Annotated in this window: 14 protein-coding genes; 10 read left to right on the top strand and 4 right to left on the bottom strand. The window is 55.6% G+C overall.

What is annotated here, in order from left to right; translation table 11 throughout:
- Positions 1–18: 18 nt before the first annotated feature.
- Complete coding sequence (locus MUN82_RS09445) at positions 19–579, top strand: hypothetical protein (protein WP_245096956.1); 561 nt, start codon at positions 19–21, stop codon at positions 577–579.
- A 597-nt stretch (positions 580–1,176) separates the two neighbouring features.
- Positions 1,177–2,421, top strand: coding sequence for a tol-pal system protein YbgF (locus MUN82_RS09440; protein ID WP_245096954.1), 1,245 nt, complete (start codon positions 1,177–1,179; stop codon positions 2,419–2,421).
- Between the two features lie 151 nt (positions 2,422–2,572).
- On the opposite strand, the gene MUN82_RS09435 is transcribed toward MUN82_RS09440, so the two are convergent.
- The gene (locus tag MUN82_RS09435; protein WP_245096952.1) at positions 2,573–2,857 is read right to left on the bottom strand and encodes a hypothetical protein; all 285 of its coding nucleotides are present in this window, start codon (positions 2,855–2,857) and stop codon (positions 2,573–2,575) included.
- A 127-nt stretch (positions 2,858–2,984) separates the two neighbouring features.
- Between MUN82_RS09435 and MUN82_RS09430 the strand changes: the two genes are divergently transcribed.
- Both MUN82_RS09430 and MUN82_RS09425 read left to right on the top strand, forming a co-directional pair.
- Positions 2,985–3,362, top strand: coding sequence for a hypothetical protein (locus MUN82_RS09430; protein ID WP_245096951.1), 378 nt, complete (start codon positions 2,985–2,987; stop codon positions 3,360–3,362).
- Between the two features lie 451 nt (positions 3,363–3,813).
- The gene (locus tag MUN82_RS09425; protein ID WP_245096950.1) at positions 3,814–4,263 is read left to right on the top strand and encodes a carboxypeptidase-like regulatory domain-containing protein; all 450 of its coding nucleotides are present in this window, start codon (positions 3,814–3,816) and stop codon (positions 4,261–4,263) included.
- An 85-nt stretch (positions 4,264–4,348) separates the two neighbouring features.
- Here the strand turns inward: MUN82_RS09425 and MUN82_RS09420 are convergent, their stop codons facing one another.
- On the bottom strand, positions 4,349–5,821 hold the full coding sequence (locus MUN82_RS09420) for an APC family permease (RefSeq protein ID WP_245096949.1): 1,473 nt from the start codon (positions 5,819–5,821) through the stop codon (positions 4,349–4,351).
- A gap of 130 nt (positions 5,822–5,951) precedes the next feature.
- Between MUN82_RS09420 and MUN82_RS09415 the strand changes: the two genes are divergently transcribed.
- Entirely contained in the window at positions 5,952–8,687 is a 2,736-nt protein-coding gene (locus MUN82_RS09415; RefSeq protein WP_245096948.1) for a hypothetical protein, read from the top strand.
- 131 nt (positions 8,688–8,818) lie between these two features.
- On the opposite strand, the gene MUN82_RS09410 is transcribed toward MUN82_RS09415, so the two are convergent.
- Positions 8,819–9,361 (bottom strand): hypothetical protein, encoded by a 543-nt coding sequence (locus tag MUN82_RS09410; protein ID WP_245096946.1) that lies wholly within the window; start codon positions 9,359–9,361, stop codon positions 8,819–8,821.
- 31 nt (positions 9,362–9,392) lie between these two features.
- Entirely contained in the window at positions 9,393–10,607 is a 1,215-nt protein-coding gene (gene corA / locus MUN82_RS09405; protein WP_245096945.1) for a magnesium/cobalt transporter CorA, read from the bottom strand.
- Positions 10,608–10,841: 234 nt separating this feature from the next.
- Here corA and MUN82_RS09400 point away from each other — a divergent pair, with 234 nt between their 5' ends.
- The 5 genes from MUN82_RS09400 to MUN82_RS09380 all read left to right on the top strand — a co-directional run bounded on the left by MUN82_RS09400 (position 10,842) and on the right by MUN82_RS09380 (position 17,145).
- Positions 10,842–12,092, top strand: coding sequence for an efflux RND transporter periplasmic adaptor subunit (locus MUN82_RS09400; protein ID WP_245096943.1), 1,251 nt, complete (start codon positions 10,842–10,844; stop codon positions 12,090–12,092).
- Between the two features lie 4 nt (positions 12,093–12,096).
- On the top strand, positions 12,097–13,560 hold the full coding sequence (locus MUN82_RS09395) for a TolC family protein (RefSeq protein WP_245096942.1): 1,464 nt from the start codon (positions 12,097–12,099) through the stop codon (positions 13,558–13,560).
- A 333-nt stretch (positions 13,561–13,893) separates the two neighbouring features.
- Positions 13,894–14,622 (top strand): ABC transporter ATP-binding protein, encoded by a 729-nt coding sequence (locus MUN82_RS09390; RefSeq protein WP_245096940.1) that lies wholly within the window; start codon positions 13,894–13,896, stop codon positions 14,620–14,622.
- Positions 14,623–14,707: 85 nt separating this feature from the next.
- Positions 14,708–15,958 (top strand): ABC transporter permease, encoded by a 1,251-nt coding sequence (locus MUN82_RS09385; protein ID WP_245096938.1) that lies wholly within the window; start codon positions 14,708–14,710, stop codon positions 15,956–15,958.
- A gap of 68 nt (positions 15,959–16,026) precedes the next feature.
- Positions 16,027–17,145 (top strand): FtsX-like permease family protein, encoded by a 1,119-nt coding sequence (locus MUN82_RS09380; protein WP_245096936.1) that lies wholly within the window; start codon positions 16,027–16,029, stop codon positions 17,143–17,145.
- Positions 17,146–17,221 lie beyond the last annotated feature (76 nt).

Raw genomic sequence — 17,221 nt, 5'->3', positions numbered from 1 at the left:
GTAACACGTACAACCAGCATGAGTATTTATAGTCATCTATTTGCGCGTGCTCAACAGGAGCAGCGGATGGTGGGCGTGCGTAGTAATACGGGCGAGCCTGGACGCTTCGCCGTGGGCTTTGTGCAGAGCTATAGCGAAGAAGCGCTACTGTTGCGAGTTATCAACCGCGATGGTATGCAAACCGGCCTGCAATCTTTTAACCTGAGTGATGTATTTCAAGTTGATTTCAACGACCAGTACATCCGCAACGTGGAGTTTAAGGCGAACAACCTGGACCGGGTGTATGCCAGCGTAAAAACACCGTCTTTCCTGACAGTAGAGGAGTTGAGTACGCCCTACCTGTTGGAAATGGCGCGTGAGCACGAGCAGCTAATCTACCTGACCACATATGTGGCTACTAATTTCTACGGCTATGTGCGGCAACTTACCGAGCGCGAAGTGCTAATGGAGTGCTACACGGAGTCGGGCACGGCCGATGGATTGGCCGCTTTTCGTGTAGACGATGTGCGCCATGTAGTGTGGAGCGATGAAGACACTCGTGTAATAGAGCTACACCTGAAGCTTCAGGCTGGCAAATAGACGCAAAAAACGTTGGGTTCTGGGGTAGGGTGTCTGGTGGTATCGCACTGGGCGCCCTACCCCAAAGTGCTTTATGGGTGTAGACGTAGGTTCGCTGTACAGCGTGGTTGGATACTTTATAGATAGGAAATCAAACGGAGTAGTAAGTCTTGTATCGTTTGCGCAGCCCATCTCTACCTATGCATCTAAGCCGGTAATTAGGTTGTTTACTACGGTTCTGCTAATTATATAAAACGGAGTCTATGCAGTAGGTGCCATCTTTTATGTAAAGAATTTCTTTTTGGGAAATACAGTGTATAAGTAAGAGTATACTTCTCTTATTAATGTATGCTGATCATGGTAAAATACAGTTATAATACCCTTTGAAGTATTATATATTTGCGAAGAGCTGATTCAATATGGTTGTAGTGCAAAAACAGCATCAATATTGCTGAGCAAAACTTGTTGTATTAGATGAATGGAAACGTAGACGGGGTAGGCGTTGAAATCACTTGAATAATACGGGTGATTTTGGATAAAACGAATTGCGCGCCTACTGCCTGAAAGTAAGAAGTCTAAGTTGCTATCGGTTGTTATGCCTGCCCCAACCACCCGTGTATGAGCAAAACATTTTACTCTTTTCTGTTGCTACTGCTACTACCTGTGTTGCTGCACGCGCAGCAGCCAGATACGATTAGTCGGCAAGAGGCACCCATCCGAAATATTGATATAGAAAACGTAGACGTGCTACCCAGCGCGGCTGCTATAGACGGTTGGCTGCTGCTAGACAAGGACATTCAAACAGAGTTGGATGGGGCGATGCATAACCTCTACAACTTCAAGTACGACAAGGCCGAGAAGCAATTTCGCTCGCTACGGCGGCGCTACCCCCAGCACCCCATGCCCTACTTCCTGATGGGCCTGACCACTTGGTGGAAGATCATGCCCAACATTGCGCAAACCAAGCAGTACGATAATCTGCTCTTTGCTTACATGGACACGGCTATTACCTACGCTACTCGCCTCTATGAAGCCGACAATAAAAACTACGAAGCCTGTTTTTTCCTGGCCGCCGCCTATGGCTTTGATGCTCGCCTGAACGGCGAGCGGCACAACTGGCGCCGCGTAACCGTGAGCAGCAAGCGTGCCCTCGACTACCTCGAAATTAGCAAGCAGGCCAACGGGCTGAGCCCCGAGTTTCTGTGCGGCCAAGCTCTGATCAATTATTACTCGGTGTGGCTGTCGGAAACCTACAAACTGCTGCGGCCCGTGCTGTTGTTTTTTCCGAAGGGCAACCAGCAGTTGGGCATCGAGCAGTTGCGCATGGTAGCCAACAACGGTTTCTACGCTGCGCCGGAAGCCAAGTACTTTCTGATGAAGGTGCTGTCGGAGCAGAAAAACTCAGCCCGCGAAGCCTTGGCCGTTGCCCAACAGCTACACCAGACCTACCCCGACAATGCCTACTTCGAGCGTTTGTACGCCATGCTGTGCTTCAACGAGGGAGAGTTTTGGGAGTGCGAGAAAGTCAGTAAGGATATTCTGGATAAGCTAAACCGAGGCCTACCCGGCTACGAAGGCACCAGTGGCCGCTACGCCAGCTATTTCATGGGTTGGATTATGCAGAACAAAGTGCGCAACCTGGCCAAAGCCAAAGAATACTACCAGCGCTGCATTGTATTTGCCGAAAGTACTAGTGAAACGCAAAGCGGCTTCTATCTCTACGCCAATCTGAACCTGGCGCACCTAGCCAATGGGGAAAAAGACGTACGCCGCGCCAAGCAGTACTACTCCGTAGTAGCGGAGCGCGCTGAACGTAAGTCAGACATGTGCCGCGAGGCGCATATCTATCTGAAGAACAACTAGTGGTAGTGAAGTAATGCGTTAAGTCCAGTTATCTAGGGTGGCACGAAGGACCGGTGCACGGTAGAACGGCAGTCGTAACAACGACTCTCTTCTACCGTGCACCGGTCCTTCTTGCTATGCCAGGTGACAGCAATTTACAGTTTCGCCTTTCTTAATGGTGATGGTGGTGCCCCGCATCGGGTTTGCCGAAGAGGTTGCGTAGTGTACCTACAATGTATAAGGCGGTCCAACAGACATAGAGCCAGTTGAAGCCCTGCACCGTGTGGTGAAACACGAAATGCAGCAGCAAATGTGCCCCACCGCTCATGATAAGGCCTGTGAGGGCAATAAACTGATAACTGTTGAGGGCGCTGGGACGGTAAAGTTTAGAGAAATCCACGGGTAGGAAAGAGCTAAGGGTAGGCAAAAGAAAGCTACCGGCTGAAGGATCAGGCAAAAATCCGAAAACATTCTGATTACGCAGGTTTAGTCGTAGCGGTCGGATTGGGGGCTGCATCCCCAACCATGCCCGCTAGGCTGCGTATTGCCAAAGAGTTTCTTCCCACGTATTTCATCACCCAGACATGGCTACAGATAAAGACGGCAGCATCACCGACCAGGAAAACATTATTCCGAAAAACGAGCAACTCGAAAACAAAAAGGAGTTTGACGAAAGCCAAAGCAACGGCAAAGAGATGAGTGACCCTTCGGCAGCTCGCTATACCGGTGCTAATGGCTACACACAGCGCAGTAACCAGAAAGACCAGCTGGAAAATCTGCATATTGGCGGCGACGAAACCCACCCGCAAGGCGGCAACGAGCACCATGCAGAGGGCGAAAACGCTCAAGGCCCCGGCTTTACCAAAGAAGGCAGCTACGAAATGGGGAATAGCATTCGTACGCAGGACCAGGACTTTGGCGAAGACGCACCCAGTGGCCCCGCCCGCCCCGCACACGACTAACTCATGGGTTACTCTATTGCCAGCAGAATCCCGCGCAGCTACTGCGCGGGATTTTGTGTTTAGAAACTCTTTGCAAGCATAGAATGCTATGCTGTTAGCAAGACATGACGCTTGTGAAAGATAGGTAGAGGATAGGTAGATGTCTTGGTAATAGATTATCTGACAGTATAGATTATATGCGAATCAAAATAGTACAGTAGCTTTCATTAGATGGTAGAATATCGCTTTTGTATGTAATGAAATAGCATATAGACCTACGATATGATCCTGTTATTAGAATAATTTGAGTCAATTTTAGAATAAAAAAATTTAAAGTGATATGAAAATCTAGTAATAGTGCAATATATTTGTGCACCTGATTGAAAGATGTGTAGGGTTCGATAAGTTGAACTTTATCCGTTATACAGTTAAGGCGATACGGTCATCTAGAATAATAGCAAGTCATTACCGAATGAAGTCACTGCCTACCGCCTTCGCTCTTGTTTTGCTGATACTCACAGCACGCATAGGTAGCTACGCGCAAGGTCATGTTGATGACGCCGTGCTAGCTATTAATGCCGTCGTTGCAACTGTGGCGGAAGAGGAGGAAGAGAAAGAAGCGCCGCGCTCCGTGCCCACAACCACAAGCACCCGCAAACGCATGATGACCATTCAGGGCCGCGTAATAGATGTGGACAAAGACCCCCTGGTAGGAGCAACTATCGTGGTGCAGGGCACCCAGATTATCGGCATCACTGACGCCGATGGTTGCTACAAACTCACGGTTCCGGCTGGCACGTATACGCTCCGCTGCGGCTCGGCAGGCTACTACGATAATGAAGTGGCTACCCGCCAAACCGCCACCGACCAAACCATTGTATTACAGTACCGGCCGGATGCTTTCAAGCGCATCAAGCGTTAATAGAGTCTTTCTCTTTCAACAAAAACGCCCCGTCAGTACTGACGGGGCGTTTTTGTTGAAAGATGAATGGCAGTGCATCCGCCGCTTACTGATCGTTGGGTAGCTGCTTGTTGAACTGCTTTTCTAGTACGAAGTAGACCGGCACGCCTAGCGCCAGCAGGAGTAAGCCACGTTGCGAAAAGGTGGCTGTGGCTGGGCTGAACAATAGAATAGCGCAGAAAGCCGAGGCTAGTACAATGTAGAACATCGGCACCAGCGGGTAGCCAAATGCCCGGTAGGGTCGGGGGGCATTGGGCCGGGTGCGGCGCAGCACGAAGATGCCGATGATGGTGATGACGTAGAATAGAATTACCGAGAACATCACGTAGTTGAGCAGTTCACCGTAGGAACCCGTGAGGCAGAGCAGGCAAGCCCAGGCGCATTGGGTCCAGAGGGCCACGCCGGGCACGCCGGCGCGGTTGAGGCGGGCCAAGGGCGGGAAAAACAAGCCATCTTTAGCCATGGCGTAGTAGGCACGGGCACCGCTGAGAATGATGCCGTTGTTGGCCCCAAAGGTGCTGATCATAATGAGTACGGCCATGACGTAGGCGCCGGTGCGGCCCAGCATACTTTCGGCCACGGCAGTGGCTACCCGGTCGTTGGTGGCATACATAATGCCACGCCCTACCACATCGGTAGCGGCGGCGGCAGGGTTGCCGGGGATGGGTAGCACCAGCAGGTACACCACGTTGATGAGCAGGTAGAGCGCCGTGACGATAGCCGTGCCGATGGCCATGCTGAGCACAATGGTGCGCTCGGGCCGCACGATTTCATCGCCCGAAAACCCGATGTTGTTCCAGCAGTCGGAACTGAACAGGGAGCCAGTCATGGCCAGACCGATGGCGCCTATCAGGCCCCAGGTATCCAGGGGGGTAGCCTGGCCCAGGTCGTTGAAGCTGGCGGCCTGCCACATACCGGTGAAGTTGATTTGCACAGCCTCGTGGTTGATACCCAGAATGAGGCCGAACAAGATGAGCAGGGCAAGGGCTACCAGCTTGGTGCTACCGAATACGTTGGAAATCAGCTTGCCGCTGCGCACGCCGTTGGCGTTGATCCAGGTCAGGCCCACAATCATCAGAATAGCCAGCAACTGCACCGTGGTGAAAGCCAGGGGCCCAACGTTGAACAGCACGTGCTGCTCGCTGAACCACGGAAATAAGACACCCGTGAAGCGAGCAAACGCCACACCCACGGCTGCAATAACGCCGGTCTGAATGACGGTGAACAGCGACCAGCCATAGAGAAACGCCACCAGCTTGTTGTAGGCCTCGCGCAGGTACACGTACTGCCCGCCTACCTTCGGGAACATGGCCGACAGTTCACCGTAACTCACAGCCCCAGCCAGCGTGATAAGGCCCGTGATGATCCAGACTACTAGCAGCCAGCCCGCCGAGCCTACCTGCCGGGCGATGCTGGTGGAAACGATGAAGATACCGGAGCCGATCATGCCACCGGTCACAATCATGACGGCATCAAACAGCGTAATGGCCCGCTGAAAGTGGCCTTGTTTTTCAGACATAAAGAGGGAGTAGGAGTGTATTCGGGGGCGGAATATAGGTAGATTCTGCCGGGTAGCCAGCTGGCAAATTGAGCAAGCTGCCACTGTAACTTTACTGCGCCCCGCCACGAATAGCTACTTTTGCGGTTGCATGTCGCACAAGCTACTCGCCTTTCTAATCGGACTGCTCCTGGTTTCGGCTCTGGGGTCATACATCTACTACCGCCACACGGTGGCGGCCGTGCCCGTAGACCCCTGGACGCTGGTACCCAACGACGCGGCGCTGGTGCTCACTACCGACGACCACCCCACGCTGGTGCGCCACCTGCAGGAAAGTCAGCTTTGGGACAACCTCACGTCCGTACGCTACTTCCAGCAGGTAGAGGACAACCTCACGCTAGCCGATAGCCTGGTAGGCGGACGTGATGTGGTGCTGCGCTTTCTGGGCCGCAAGCGGGTGCTGACGTCTGTGCACGTTACGGCGCCGGGCACGTTTGATGTGCTGTTTCAGGTGCCTATTGCGACCGTGCGCGAGTACCGGCAGGTGCGGGCCCTGGAAGATGCCCTTCGTCGCGACGCGCGCTACCAGGTTAGCATGCGCACGTTTCACGACAACCAGCTCGTGACCATTCAGCAGCGCAACACAGGCGCTAGCCTTACTTACTTCAACTACCGCAACCAACTGCTGATCAGTGCTAACCCCACGCTGGTAGAAGCGGTGGTGCTACGCCTAGAGCACCCCGATGCCCCCACCGTAGCCGCCGACTTTGGGAATACCGACTACTTGACCATGCCCGATACCGATGCTACCCTGCTGGTGAACTACCGGCGGCTGCCGCAGCTATTGGGCGTGTTTTTCCGGCCCGAGTTAGAAGGCGACCTAACGGCCCTCACTAGCCTGAGTCGCAATGGCATGCTGGGCATTCGCCTGGCCGGCAACAAGTTAGAATTGAGTGGGTTCAGCAACCCCGAAACCGCCCGGGGCTCGTTGCACCAGCGTCTGCGCGGGCAGCCGGCGCAGCGCCTGCAAATGGCCGAGGTACTCTCGTTGCGCACGGCGCTGCTGGTGCATATGGGGGTAGGGCCGACCAGTGTGCTGCGCGAACCCCGCCCCGCCACCACCGACTCGCTGAGCCAGCTCACACAGCCCCTGCTCGATAGCTTGGCCGGGCAGTTTTCGCGGGAAGCGGCGCTGTGCTACCTGGCGGCTCCTTCGGCGCGAGTAGCGCCGGGAAAGCTGGCGCTGGCCTATTGCGCTACCCCCGAGCGGACCGGCATTCTGCTGGGGCAACTGCGCCGGGCCACGGGTACTACGCCTTCGTTTGAGCGGGTAGGGCCATATCAGATCTACCAGACCGGCGTGCCTGAGCTGCCAGCCCGGTTGCTGGGGCCGCAGTTTGCCAACTTTGGGCAACCCGTGGTGACGCAGGTAGGCAATTACGTAGCATTTGGGGCCGATGCGGCTACCCTGCGCACCTGGCTGACGGACATAGCCGCCCGCGAGGTATGGAGCCGCTCGCCGGTGCAAGTGGCTTTCTTGCAAGCAACGGCTCCGCTGGCCCGCTTGAGCGTGCTGCTGGACGTGCGTAATGCCTGGAATGTGCTGCTGCGTGCCGCCGTAGAAGACCGTCGGGCGGGCCTGCTGCGCAACGAAAACCTGTTCAAGCGCTTTCCGCAGATGGCCTTTCAATGGGTGCCCGCCACCAACGAGAACGACACGGCCGCGCAATACTACACGCAGTTTTTGCTGCGCCATCCGGCTATCGGGCCGGCAGTGGTGCAGGCGCAGGGTAGCAACAGCAACGATGCTGTGCTGACTTTCAAAACGGCCCTTACTTCGGGGCCGGCCCTAGTGGCCGTACCGGGCACTCGCAATGCCGGCGTGCTGGTGCAAGATGCCGCCCAGGTGCTGCACTACGTGACGCCTGAAAACGTGGTGGCTTGGTCCGACTCGTTGCCGGGGCCGCTAGTGCAGCCCATTCTGCGGCTGCGGCGCGATGGCAACAACCAGCATTTGCTGGTGACGCCTACCCAATTGCACTTGTTGAACGAACGCGGGGCCGAGGTGCCTAATTTCCCCTTCAACCTACCCGACACGGTACAGGCAACGGGAATGGTAGCCTCGCCCAACCAGGGCAACGCTGCCACGCGCCTGCTGGTGCTGGGGGGCGACAACAACCTGTTTCTGTATGATACCAACGGCCAGCCCTACGCCGGCTGGCAGCCCAAGCGCATGGAGTTCAGCCTGGCCGGCGAACCACAATATCTGAGCGTCAATGGCCGCGACATCATAGTGGTGCCGCTGGAGAATGGCTACGTATACGCCTACGACGCGCAGGGCGGACTCTACCCAGGGTTTCCCATTAGTATGGGGGCGCGGTTGCACAGCGGCGCGTTGGTGGAGCGGGGTGCTACCCTACGCCGCACCCGCGTGACCATGGTGACTCAGCACGGCGAGCGGGTGACATTTGCGCTCAGCGGCGAGATTGTGAGCCGGGGACGGGTGGCTACCTGGAGCCGCAATTCCGTATTTCGTCTGATTCCGGACCAAAATAAAGCTTCCTATGTGGTGGTGCGGGAAGACGACCGCGGCCAGCTTGCGGTATTCAGCCCTGCAGGTCGGCAGTTGCTCAGTCGCCGTTTTCTCACGTCGGGCCTCAAGCCAGTGCAGTATTTCAACTTCGGCCCGAAACGCCAAGTAATAACCCTCACCGAGCCCGGTCCCGGCAACGTGTACCTTTACGACGCCGATGGCCGCCTCATTAGCGGCCGCCCCTTTCCCAGCAGCGCCCCCACCATCTCCCTCGACTACGACGCTACCCGCCGCGCCTACCAGCTCTACCGCGTAACCGGCCCCGAGCTACACCGCACGCTGGTGCCGTGGTAAATAGTGAAGTTGTGAGCTTGTGAATTTGTGAATGAAGGAATGCGTGTCATCCTGAGCGCAGCGAAGGACCTCCTCACATTGGAACGGTAATGCACATATGGTAGAGTCGAATGAGTGTAAGAATCTATTCGCTAGAAGAAACTACCAAACCTTGCTTTGAAATAATGCAGAGCAACACTTTCAACGAGTACTAGTGCTTTCTGACCTTTGGCATCCGTTGCATAGATAGTAAAGGTGCCAATAAGCTCTTGGCGCTGGTTGCCAAGTGCAATAATCGGTTGTGTAGTGCATTGGGCGCGGTGGACCTCAGGAGAATAGGATCGTCTGCTAAGCTCACCATTGATGATGGGTAATGTACCAGAAGCAAGCACCTCTTTGTCTAGATTTTGTATTTCATAACGGATAGAGTCTAACTGTTTGTACTCAATATTCTCTGTGTGAAAATCTATATCGAGTAAGTAGTTTCTACTCGAGCCTACTTCCCATATGATGAGCGGTATAGGTAACAAGGTTGTTGATTTTTTTAGGTTTATTCCGATAAAAGGTCTAGTCGATTCCGTTTCAGAACCTAGCTGCCTATATCGCCAAGATTTAGGCTGGCGGACAGCAACGCAACTGCTGATATAAAAGCAATAAATGAGCAGGAGAATACTATGTAGGATTCTGGTATTCATGCCTTGTAGTATATAATATTCATTATATTAGCTACTTATCCGACAGCCAGCCTTTGCGGTAGAAATACACCAATTGGCCAATAACAATTACCACTAGCACCACAATCAGCACGGGGTAGCCGATGGGGCTGTACAGTTCGGGCATGTTGAGGTAGTTAATGCGGCCGTCAGGGCCTTCGCGCTGGAAGTTCATACCGTAGAGACCTACCACGAAGCTTAGCGGAATGAAGATGCTGCTGATGATAGTGAGCACCTTCATCACCTCGTTCATGCGGTTGCTCTGGTTCGACATGTACAAGTCTACCAGGCTGCTCACCGATTCGCGGTAGCTCTCGGCTAGATCCATCGCCTGAATGGCGTGGTCGTAGCAGTCGCGGAAGAAGACCTTTATTTCCTCGGGTACCACCTCGTCGGGCATGCGCAGCACCTCAGCAATTTTCTCGCGCTCGGGGTATACTAGGCGTCGAAAACGCACGATATCTTTCTTTACCTGCAAGATGCGGCTGAGTAGTCGGCGCGAGGGCCGGTCGGAGAGGGTGCGGTCCTCCAGCGTTTCGATATAGTCGCCGATGGCGGCCATGGTGGGGTAGTAGTGGTCGAGCACTACGTCGGTGAGGGCGTAGGCGAGGTAGAGCGAAGGGCGCCGCCGGATGCTGCTGAAGCCCGAGCGCAGGCGTTGCCGCACGCTGTCGAGGCAGTCCTCGTAGTCGTCCTGAAACGTGAGCACGTAGTTGGCGCCGGTGAAGATGGAGAGCTGGTCGTCGTCGATGTCGCGGGAGTCGGTAAACTCCGTCATGCGCGACACCAGAAACAGCCGATTCTCGTCGAACAGCTCCACTTTGGCCCGCTGGTAGTCGCCCAGCACGTCTTCCATTTGCAGCGGGTGAATGTCGAAATCCGCCATCAGCTGCTCCATTAGGTGCAGATTATTGTAACCGCGTATATCGATCCAATGGCGCTGCTCGGGGTGGGCACGGAAATAATCGATCAGCGCCTCGTAGGTATCATATTCCTCTTCCAGCATATGCTGCTCGTCGTAGGAGTACAAAAACAGACGCGGGCGCAGAGCGCGGGGCGAAATGACCAGCGTACCCGGCCGCTGCCCTACTACCTGGTCGCGGGCTTCGCGGGTGGCGTCGCGGTCCGAAATACCGCGAACCTGCGCAAGGTCGTGGTCTTGTTCGTCGTCGTGGTGGGGTAGGGATGGGGTAGGGGCAGCAACGGGAGGGGCCGTAGGAAAATCCATAAAAGGCGGGAAAGAAAAACGTACGGGTAAAGTACGTAGCTGGGCGGGTAAAAGGTAAACGCGTAGATAGCCGCTGTTGGCAGTGCTATGAGCGAACAGCCTGTCCGCAAACGGACAGTTTTTAAGTCGCTGATATACATAATGCATATTGCAAATATCTGTTATGTAGCGCGTTATAAGTTTGGCTTGGCGCTTGGCTAAGAGTACGGGAAACCATCTACTTCCCGTACAAAAATGGACAGAGCTATTTCGCCAACGGTGCAGCGTCGCCGCTACCTACGCTTGGGGCTGTGGCTAGCCCTGGGGCTAGCAGCAGTAGGCGCGGCACTTGTGGCCTTTCGCACGGTACTGCAACCCAGCATTCGGCGCCCCGAAATCCTGACGGCCACCGTGGGTACCGGTCCCGTGGAGGCATCGTTGACGGCCGCGGGCCTTGTTATTGCCGCTCACGAGGCCGTGCTCACCAGCCCCATTGCCAGCACCGTGCGACGCGTGGTGCGACAGGTGGGGCAGCCTGTGCAGCCAGGGCAGCCTATTCTAGAGCTAGACAAAGAGCTGACCGCCACGGAGCTAGCCAAACTGGAAGACGCCCAACAGCAAAACCGCAACAAGCACGACCAGCTACGCCTCACATTGGAGCGTGCCCTCAACGACTTGCAGTCGCAGGAGCAAGTGCAGCGCGCGAAGGTAGGCAGTCTGCAATCCACCCTGCGCGACGAGCAATACTTGCTGAAAATAGGCGGTGGCACCGCCGAAAGCGTGCGCCAGGCCGAGCTGAACCTGAAGGTAGCCCAGTTGGAGCTGCGCCGCCTGCAAGAGCAGATTGGCAACCAGCGCCGCGCCAACGCCGCCGATGTGCGCGAGTTGGGCTACACCATGCAGATGCAGCAGCGCAGCATTTCGGAGCTGGCTGGCAAGCTCACGCAAGCCGATATCAGCAGCCCCCGGCCGGGCGTGCTCACCTGGGTGAACGAAGACCTGGGTAGCACCGTGCGTCAGGGCGATGTGCTGGCCCGCGTGGCCGACCTGAGCAGCTTCCGGGTGCGCGCCACCATTGCCGACACCTACGCCGGCCAGCTGAGCCCCGGCGGCGCCGTGGTGGTGCGCCTCAACAACGACACCGACCTGCGCGGCACCATCGGCACCATCAGCCCCGCCGCTGACAAAGGGGTAGTCACCTTTTACGCCCAACTGGCTCAAGACCACCACCCCGACCTACGCCCCAACTTGCGCGCCGATGTATTTGTGGTGACCAAAGCCCACCCCAAAGCCGTGCGTGTGAAGAATGGCCCCTTCTACCAAGGTGGCCGCGAGCAGCCGGTATTTGTGGTGAAGGACGGCTGGGCCGAGCGCCGCCAGGTGCGCTTCGGCGACAGCAACTTCGACTACGTGGAGGTAGTGAGCGGCCTGCGCCCCGGCGAGCAAATCGTGCTCAGCGACATGAAGGACCACCAGGACACCCCGCGTCTGCGGATAACGGAATAGGACGATGAAAAAGAGCTCCTTACCCCCTGGCTTCTGCCTGCTGACGTTGCTTCTCTTACTCCTCGACTCCCTACCCCTGCGTGCCCAAACCCTCACGCTGCCCGGCGTTATCAGCGCGGCGCTGAAGGAATCGGCGGTGGCGGGACAGGCCGCTACCACCCGCGAAACTAGCTACTGGCAGTACCGCACGTACCAGTCAAATTATCGGCCGCAGCTGGCCTTGCAGGGCACGGTGCCCAACTTCAGCCGCGTAATCACGCCCGTAGTGCAGCCCGATGGCACCATTGAGTTTCAGGCTGTGCGCCAGAACTATTCCAGCCTGGGCCTTACCCTAAGCCAGGCCATTGGCCCTACGGGTGGCTCGGTGTACGTCACCTCTGAAGCGCAGCGCTTCGACGACTTCAACCGCAGCACCCGGCTCTACAACAACCAGCCCTTTAGCCTGGGCCTCACGCAGCCGCTAGGGCGCTACAACGCGCTGCGCTGGGCACGCCGCATCGAGCCGCTGCGCTACCAAGAAGCTGGCCGGCAATTTGTGGAAGAGCGTGAAACCATTGCCCAGCGCATCACGGAGCTGTATTTTGATGTGCTATTGCAACAGGTGAATGCCCGCGTAGCCACCCAAAACGCCCAGGCCAACGCCGAGTTGCTGCGCCTGGGTAGGGAGCGGCAGCAGCTGGGTCGTCTCTCCCAAAACGACCTGCTGCTGCTGGAGCTAAACCTGCTCCGCTCGCGCCAGGCCTTGGTACAGGCCCGCCTCGATGCCCAGCAAGCTGCCGTGGGCCTGCAGAGCTACACCGGCCTGCGCGCCGATACGCTGCTGCTTATGATACCCGACGTAGCCCCGCGCCCGGTGGTAGCGCCTACCCAAGCGTTGGCCTACGCCCGGCAGCACCGCGCCGCGCCGCTGGCCTTCCGGCGGCGCCTATTAGAGGCAGAAAGCGCCGTAGCACAAGCCCGCGGCACCACCGGCTTTGTGGCAACGCTACAAGCGAATGTGGGCTACACCAACAGCGCCCGTCATTTTTGGGAGACCTACTATCGACCGCAAAACCAGCAGCAGATCAGCCTGGAGTTTGCGCTGCCGGTGGTAGACTGGGGTAGGCAGAAATCGGTGCGGAAAACGGCCGAACTAAGCCGCCAGCAGGTGGCCCTCACGGTGGCTCAGGAGGAGCTGACGTTTGAGCAGAGCGTGACCACGCAGGCTGCCCAGCTCGGTGGCCTGCACGAGCAGCTAACACTGGCCGCCCAGGCCGACACCCTGGCCCAGCAACGCTACGACATTGCCCAGGCTACCTACAAGGTAGGCCGCATCAGCCTCACCGACCTCAATATTGCCCTCGCGGAGAAAGACCAGGCCAAGCGCGCCTACATTGCCGCCCTGCGCGCCGCCTGGGTAGCCCACTACCGCCTGCGCGCCCTCACGCTGTATGATTTTGAGCAAAAACAGCCGCTAGCGGGGGAGTAGTGGAACGTCATGAATAAAAACGACACCAAGAATGGCTGTCATCCTGAGCTTGCGAAGGACCTTCTCACGGCAGAACGACAGCCGCGCCAGTGACTCGTCCTACCATCATAAGGTCCTTCAAGCTCAAGATGACAATCTAGGAAAGACGATGATGAATCCGAACAACCTGTTCGTTTGCGGACATATTTTAGCAAGTGTGTTTTATAGATATAGGTTGTAATTGATTGATAAGTAAATGCTTATATAAATGGCACATGGCTTGGCTATATCTACTGGAAACCAGCCCTCTGCTGCATACAACCGGACACTTCTTCCACTTTTCGCCTACTCCCTATGAACCAGTTTCCTACCCCTGCTACCCAGTCAGCTCCGGCGGTGGCCGCTGCTGAGGCCGTTATCCAGCTCACGGGCATCGAAAAGATATACCAGACCAAAACCATCGAAACGGTGGCCCTGAACCACGTGAACCTGTCGATTCAGCGGGGGGAGTTTGTATCGGTGATGGGGCCGAGCGGGTGCGGTAAGTCTACCCTGCTCAGCATCATGGGCTTGTTGGATGAGCCCACCAGTGGTACCGTGGCCATTGATGGCCGCGCCGTGACCAGCTACTCCGACCGGGAGCTAGCCCACCTGCGCAACCACAAAATCGGCTTCGTGTTCCAGAGCTACCACCTCATTAACGACCTCTCCGTGCTCGACAATGTGGAGTTGCCCCTGATCTACCGCAGCGGCGTGAGCGGCAAGGAGCGCCGCCAACGCGCCCTGACCGCCCTCGATACGGTAGGGCTCAGCGCCCGCACCCGGCACTTCCCCAGCCAGCTTTCGGGTGGGCAGCGCCAGCGTGTGGCCATCGCCCGCGCCCTGGCCGGCCAGCCCGAAATCATTCTGGCCGACGAGCCCACCGGCAACCTCGACTCGGTGATGGGCGAGGAAATCATGGACCTGCTACTGACCCTGAATCGCCAGCAAGGCGCTACCATCGTGATGGTAACCCACGACGAGCAGCAAGCCCTCAAGACCGAGCGTATCATCCGCTTTTTCGACGGCAGCCAGGTCAATTAAATAGTGAAGTTGTGGGAGGGTGAAGTTGTGCATGTTCAACCTCGCCTCTCACAATTTTACTGTTCACAACTTTACCTTTCTTCCTATGCTTCTCAACTATCTGAAAATTGCTTGGAAGGTCTTGCTTCGGCGCAAGTTCTTCACCTTCATTAGCCTATTCGGTATCAGTTTCACGCTGATGATTTTGCTGGTGGTGTATGCCATAGTGGACCACACCGTAGGGCCGCAGCGTCCTGAATTGCACGTAGATCGACTCTTGTTTGTCAACAGGATGCAGCTCTTGTATAAGGACGGTGGGCAGAGTAATTCGAGCCTAGGCTATGCTTTTCTCGACAAGTATGTGCGCACGTTGCGCACCCCAGAGAAAGTAGCGCTTAGCGAAAATACTTTCAGCGCGGTAACAGCTTACATAGGTCAACAAGCGCTCAAGTTTGACCTCAAACGCACTGATAGTGAGTTTTGGGAAGTGCTAAATTTCGAATTCTTGGCTGGTCGGCCTTACACGCCCCGCGAAGTGCGCGATGCAGCGCACGTAGCAGTAATCAATCAGGCCACTAGTCAGCGCTACTTTGGTACTGTGAAAGGTATAGTAGGACGCACTATTGAAATTGATGCTGTCCGTTACCGGGTTGTAGGAATAGTGCGCGACGTGCCTTTATCGCGCATTCATTCTTACGCCGACTTATGGGTACCCATCACAACTACAACTGAAAATTTGCGTGACCCGGATTATTTGGGCGGTTACGAGGCTATTGTGTTGGCACATAGTGCTGCCGATGTACCTCAAGTGAAAGAGGAATACTTTCAGCTGATCAAGAGAATACCAGTACCTGAACCTAATCGATATAGCAAGGTCAATTCCCGTGCTCACACGCTGTTCGCCTCCTTAAGCGGAAATAGCAATGACACAGGTCCCGATGGCGAAGTTAGTGTGTTTGTGCGGGTGGGACTAGCCTTTGGCCTGCTCTTCATGCTACTGCCTGCCCTGAATCTGGTGAACGTTAACGTGAGCCGCACATTAGAGCGTGCCTCTGAAATTGGTATTCGCAAGGCATTTGGCGCTACCACGGGTGCCTTGATGAGACAATTTCTAGTGGAAAATATTCTGCTGACGTTGCTGGGTGGTGTACTAGGTCTAGGGTTGGCGGCAGGTCTATTGGTTCTTATTAACGAAAGTCACTTACTACCTTATTCAGCGTTTTCCTTGAACGGACGAGTGTGTGGAGTAGCACTAGGATTAGCACTGTTTTTTGGAATTCTGTCGGGTGTTTATCCGGCTTATAAAATGTCGAAGCTACAGGCCGTAAGGGTCTTAAAAGGAGAAGTTGCCGTATGATACGTCACCTATTTGTCCTGATGTGGAACCGTAAGCGGTCCAATGGTCTGCTTATCGCAGAGATTTTTTTGGCCTTCGTAGTCCTGTTCGCTGTGGGTAGCGTGAGTGTATATACTTGGGGCAACTACCGCGCGCCGTTGGGCTTTACTTACCAGAACGTTTGGCAGATTGACCTGAGTGCCGGTGCCCAACCACACGCCGAGCAATTTGGAACGTTACAAACCATCTTGCGTCAGCTACGCAGTACTCCAGGCGTTATGAGCGTATCGCGTAGTGCCTCTAATACGCCGTTTGCTTTTAGTAATAATACAATGTGGCTGGAAACTGAGAAAGACGGCACCAAGCAATCGGTAGGGGATATAAACTTCTACGATGCCAACCCAGACTTGCGCGACGTAATGGGGCTGCAACTACAGGAAGGCCGTTGGTTCGATCGTCGCGATGAGGCGGCAACCCGCACCCCTGTAGTGATAAACGAACTACTACGCGACAAACTTTTCGGACCAGGTGTTTCGGCTGTCGGAAAGCGCGTGGGTAATAAGGAGAGTGAATGGCAAATAATAGGCGTGAGCGGTCCGTACCGGGCTAGCGGTGAATTGAGCGAGCCTGCGCCGGCGATGTTCGTGTATTTAAGCCCCCAGGATACAAGCCGCGCCATGCACACGCTATTGGTAAAAGTGAAACCCGGTAGTGGCGCCGTACTAGAAAAGAAAATAAGTGATGATATCCGCGCTGCTGGCTCTACTTGGACAAGCAATATCATCACGCTGCCTAACCAACGGCTGATTCAGCTTAAGTTTAGTTTGGTGCTGCCAGTTGTTCTTGGCGTCATATGCCTATTTCTAATTATTAACGTTGCCCTGGGCCTCTTTGGCGTGCTCTGGCTCAACATCAGTCGGCGCCGGGGTGAAATAGGCGTGCGTCGGGCTATGGGCGCTACGGCCGGCAACATCAGCTGGCAGGTACTGGGCGAAATTCTAGTGCTTACTACCTTCGGGCTAGTGTTAGGGCTGCTGGTGGCAGTGCAGTTTCCATTGCTGGGCGTATTTAGCGTGCAGCCCGCCGTGTACCTCACAGCTATGCTGCTGGCGGCGGGGTTGCTCTACTTGCTGGCTACCGTATGCGCGCTCTACCCCAGCCGTATGGCCGCTGGAATCCAACCGGCTGTGGCGCTGCGGGAAGAGTAGAGTAGGCAAACCACTAAGTAGTTGTAGGCCGGGTTTTCAATCCAGTCGTGCCTCTACGGCCGAGCAGCCGTAGAGG

This window comes from Hymenobacter aerilatus, from assembly GCF_022921095.1.
Lineage (GTDB): Bacteria > Bacteroidota > Bacteroidia > Cytophagales > Hymenobacteraceae > Hymenobacter > Hymenobacter aerilatus.
Note: the sequence above shows the minus strand (reverse complement) of the source record. Positions and strands in the feature narration are given on the sequence as shown.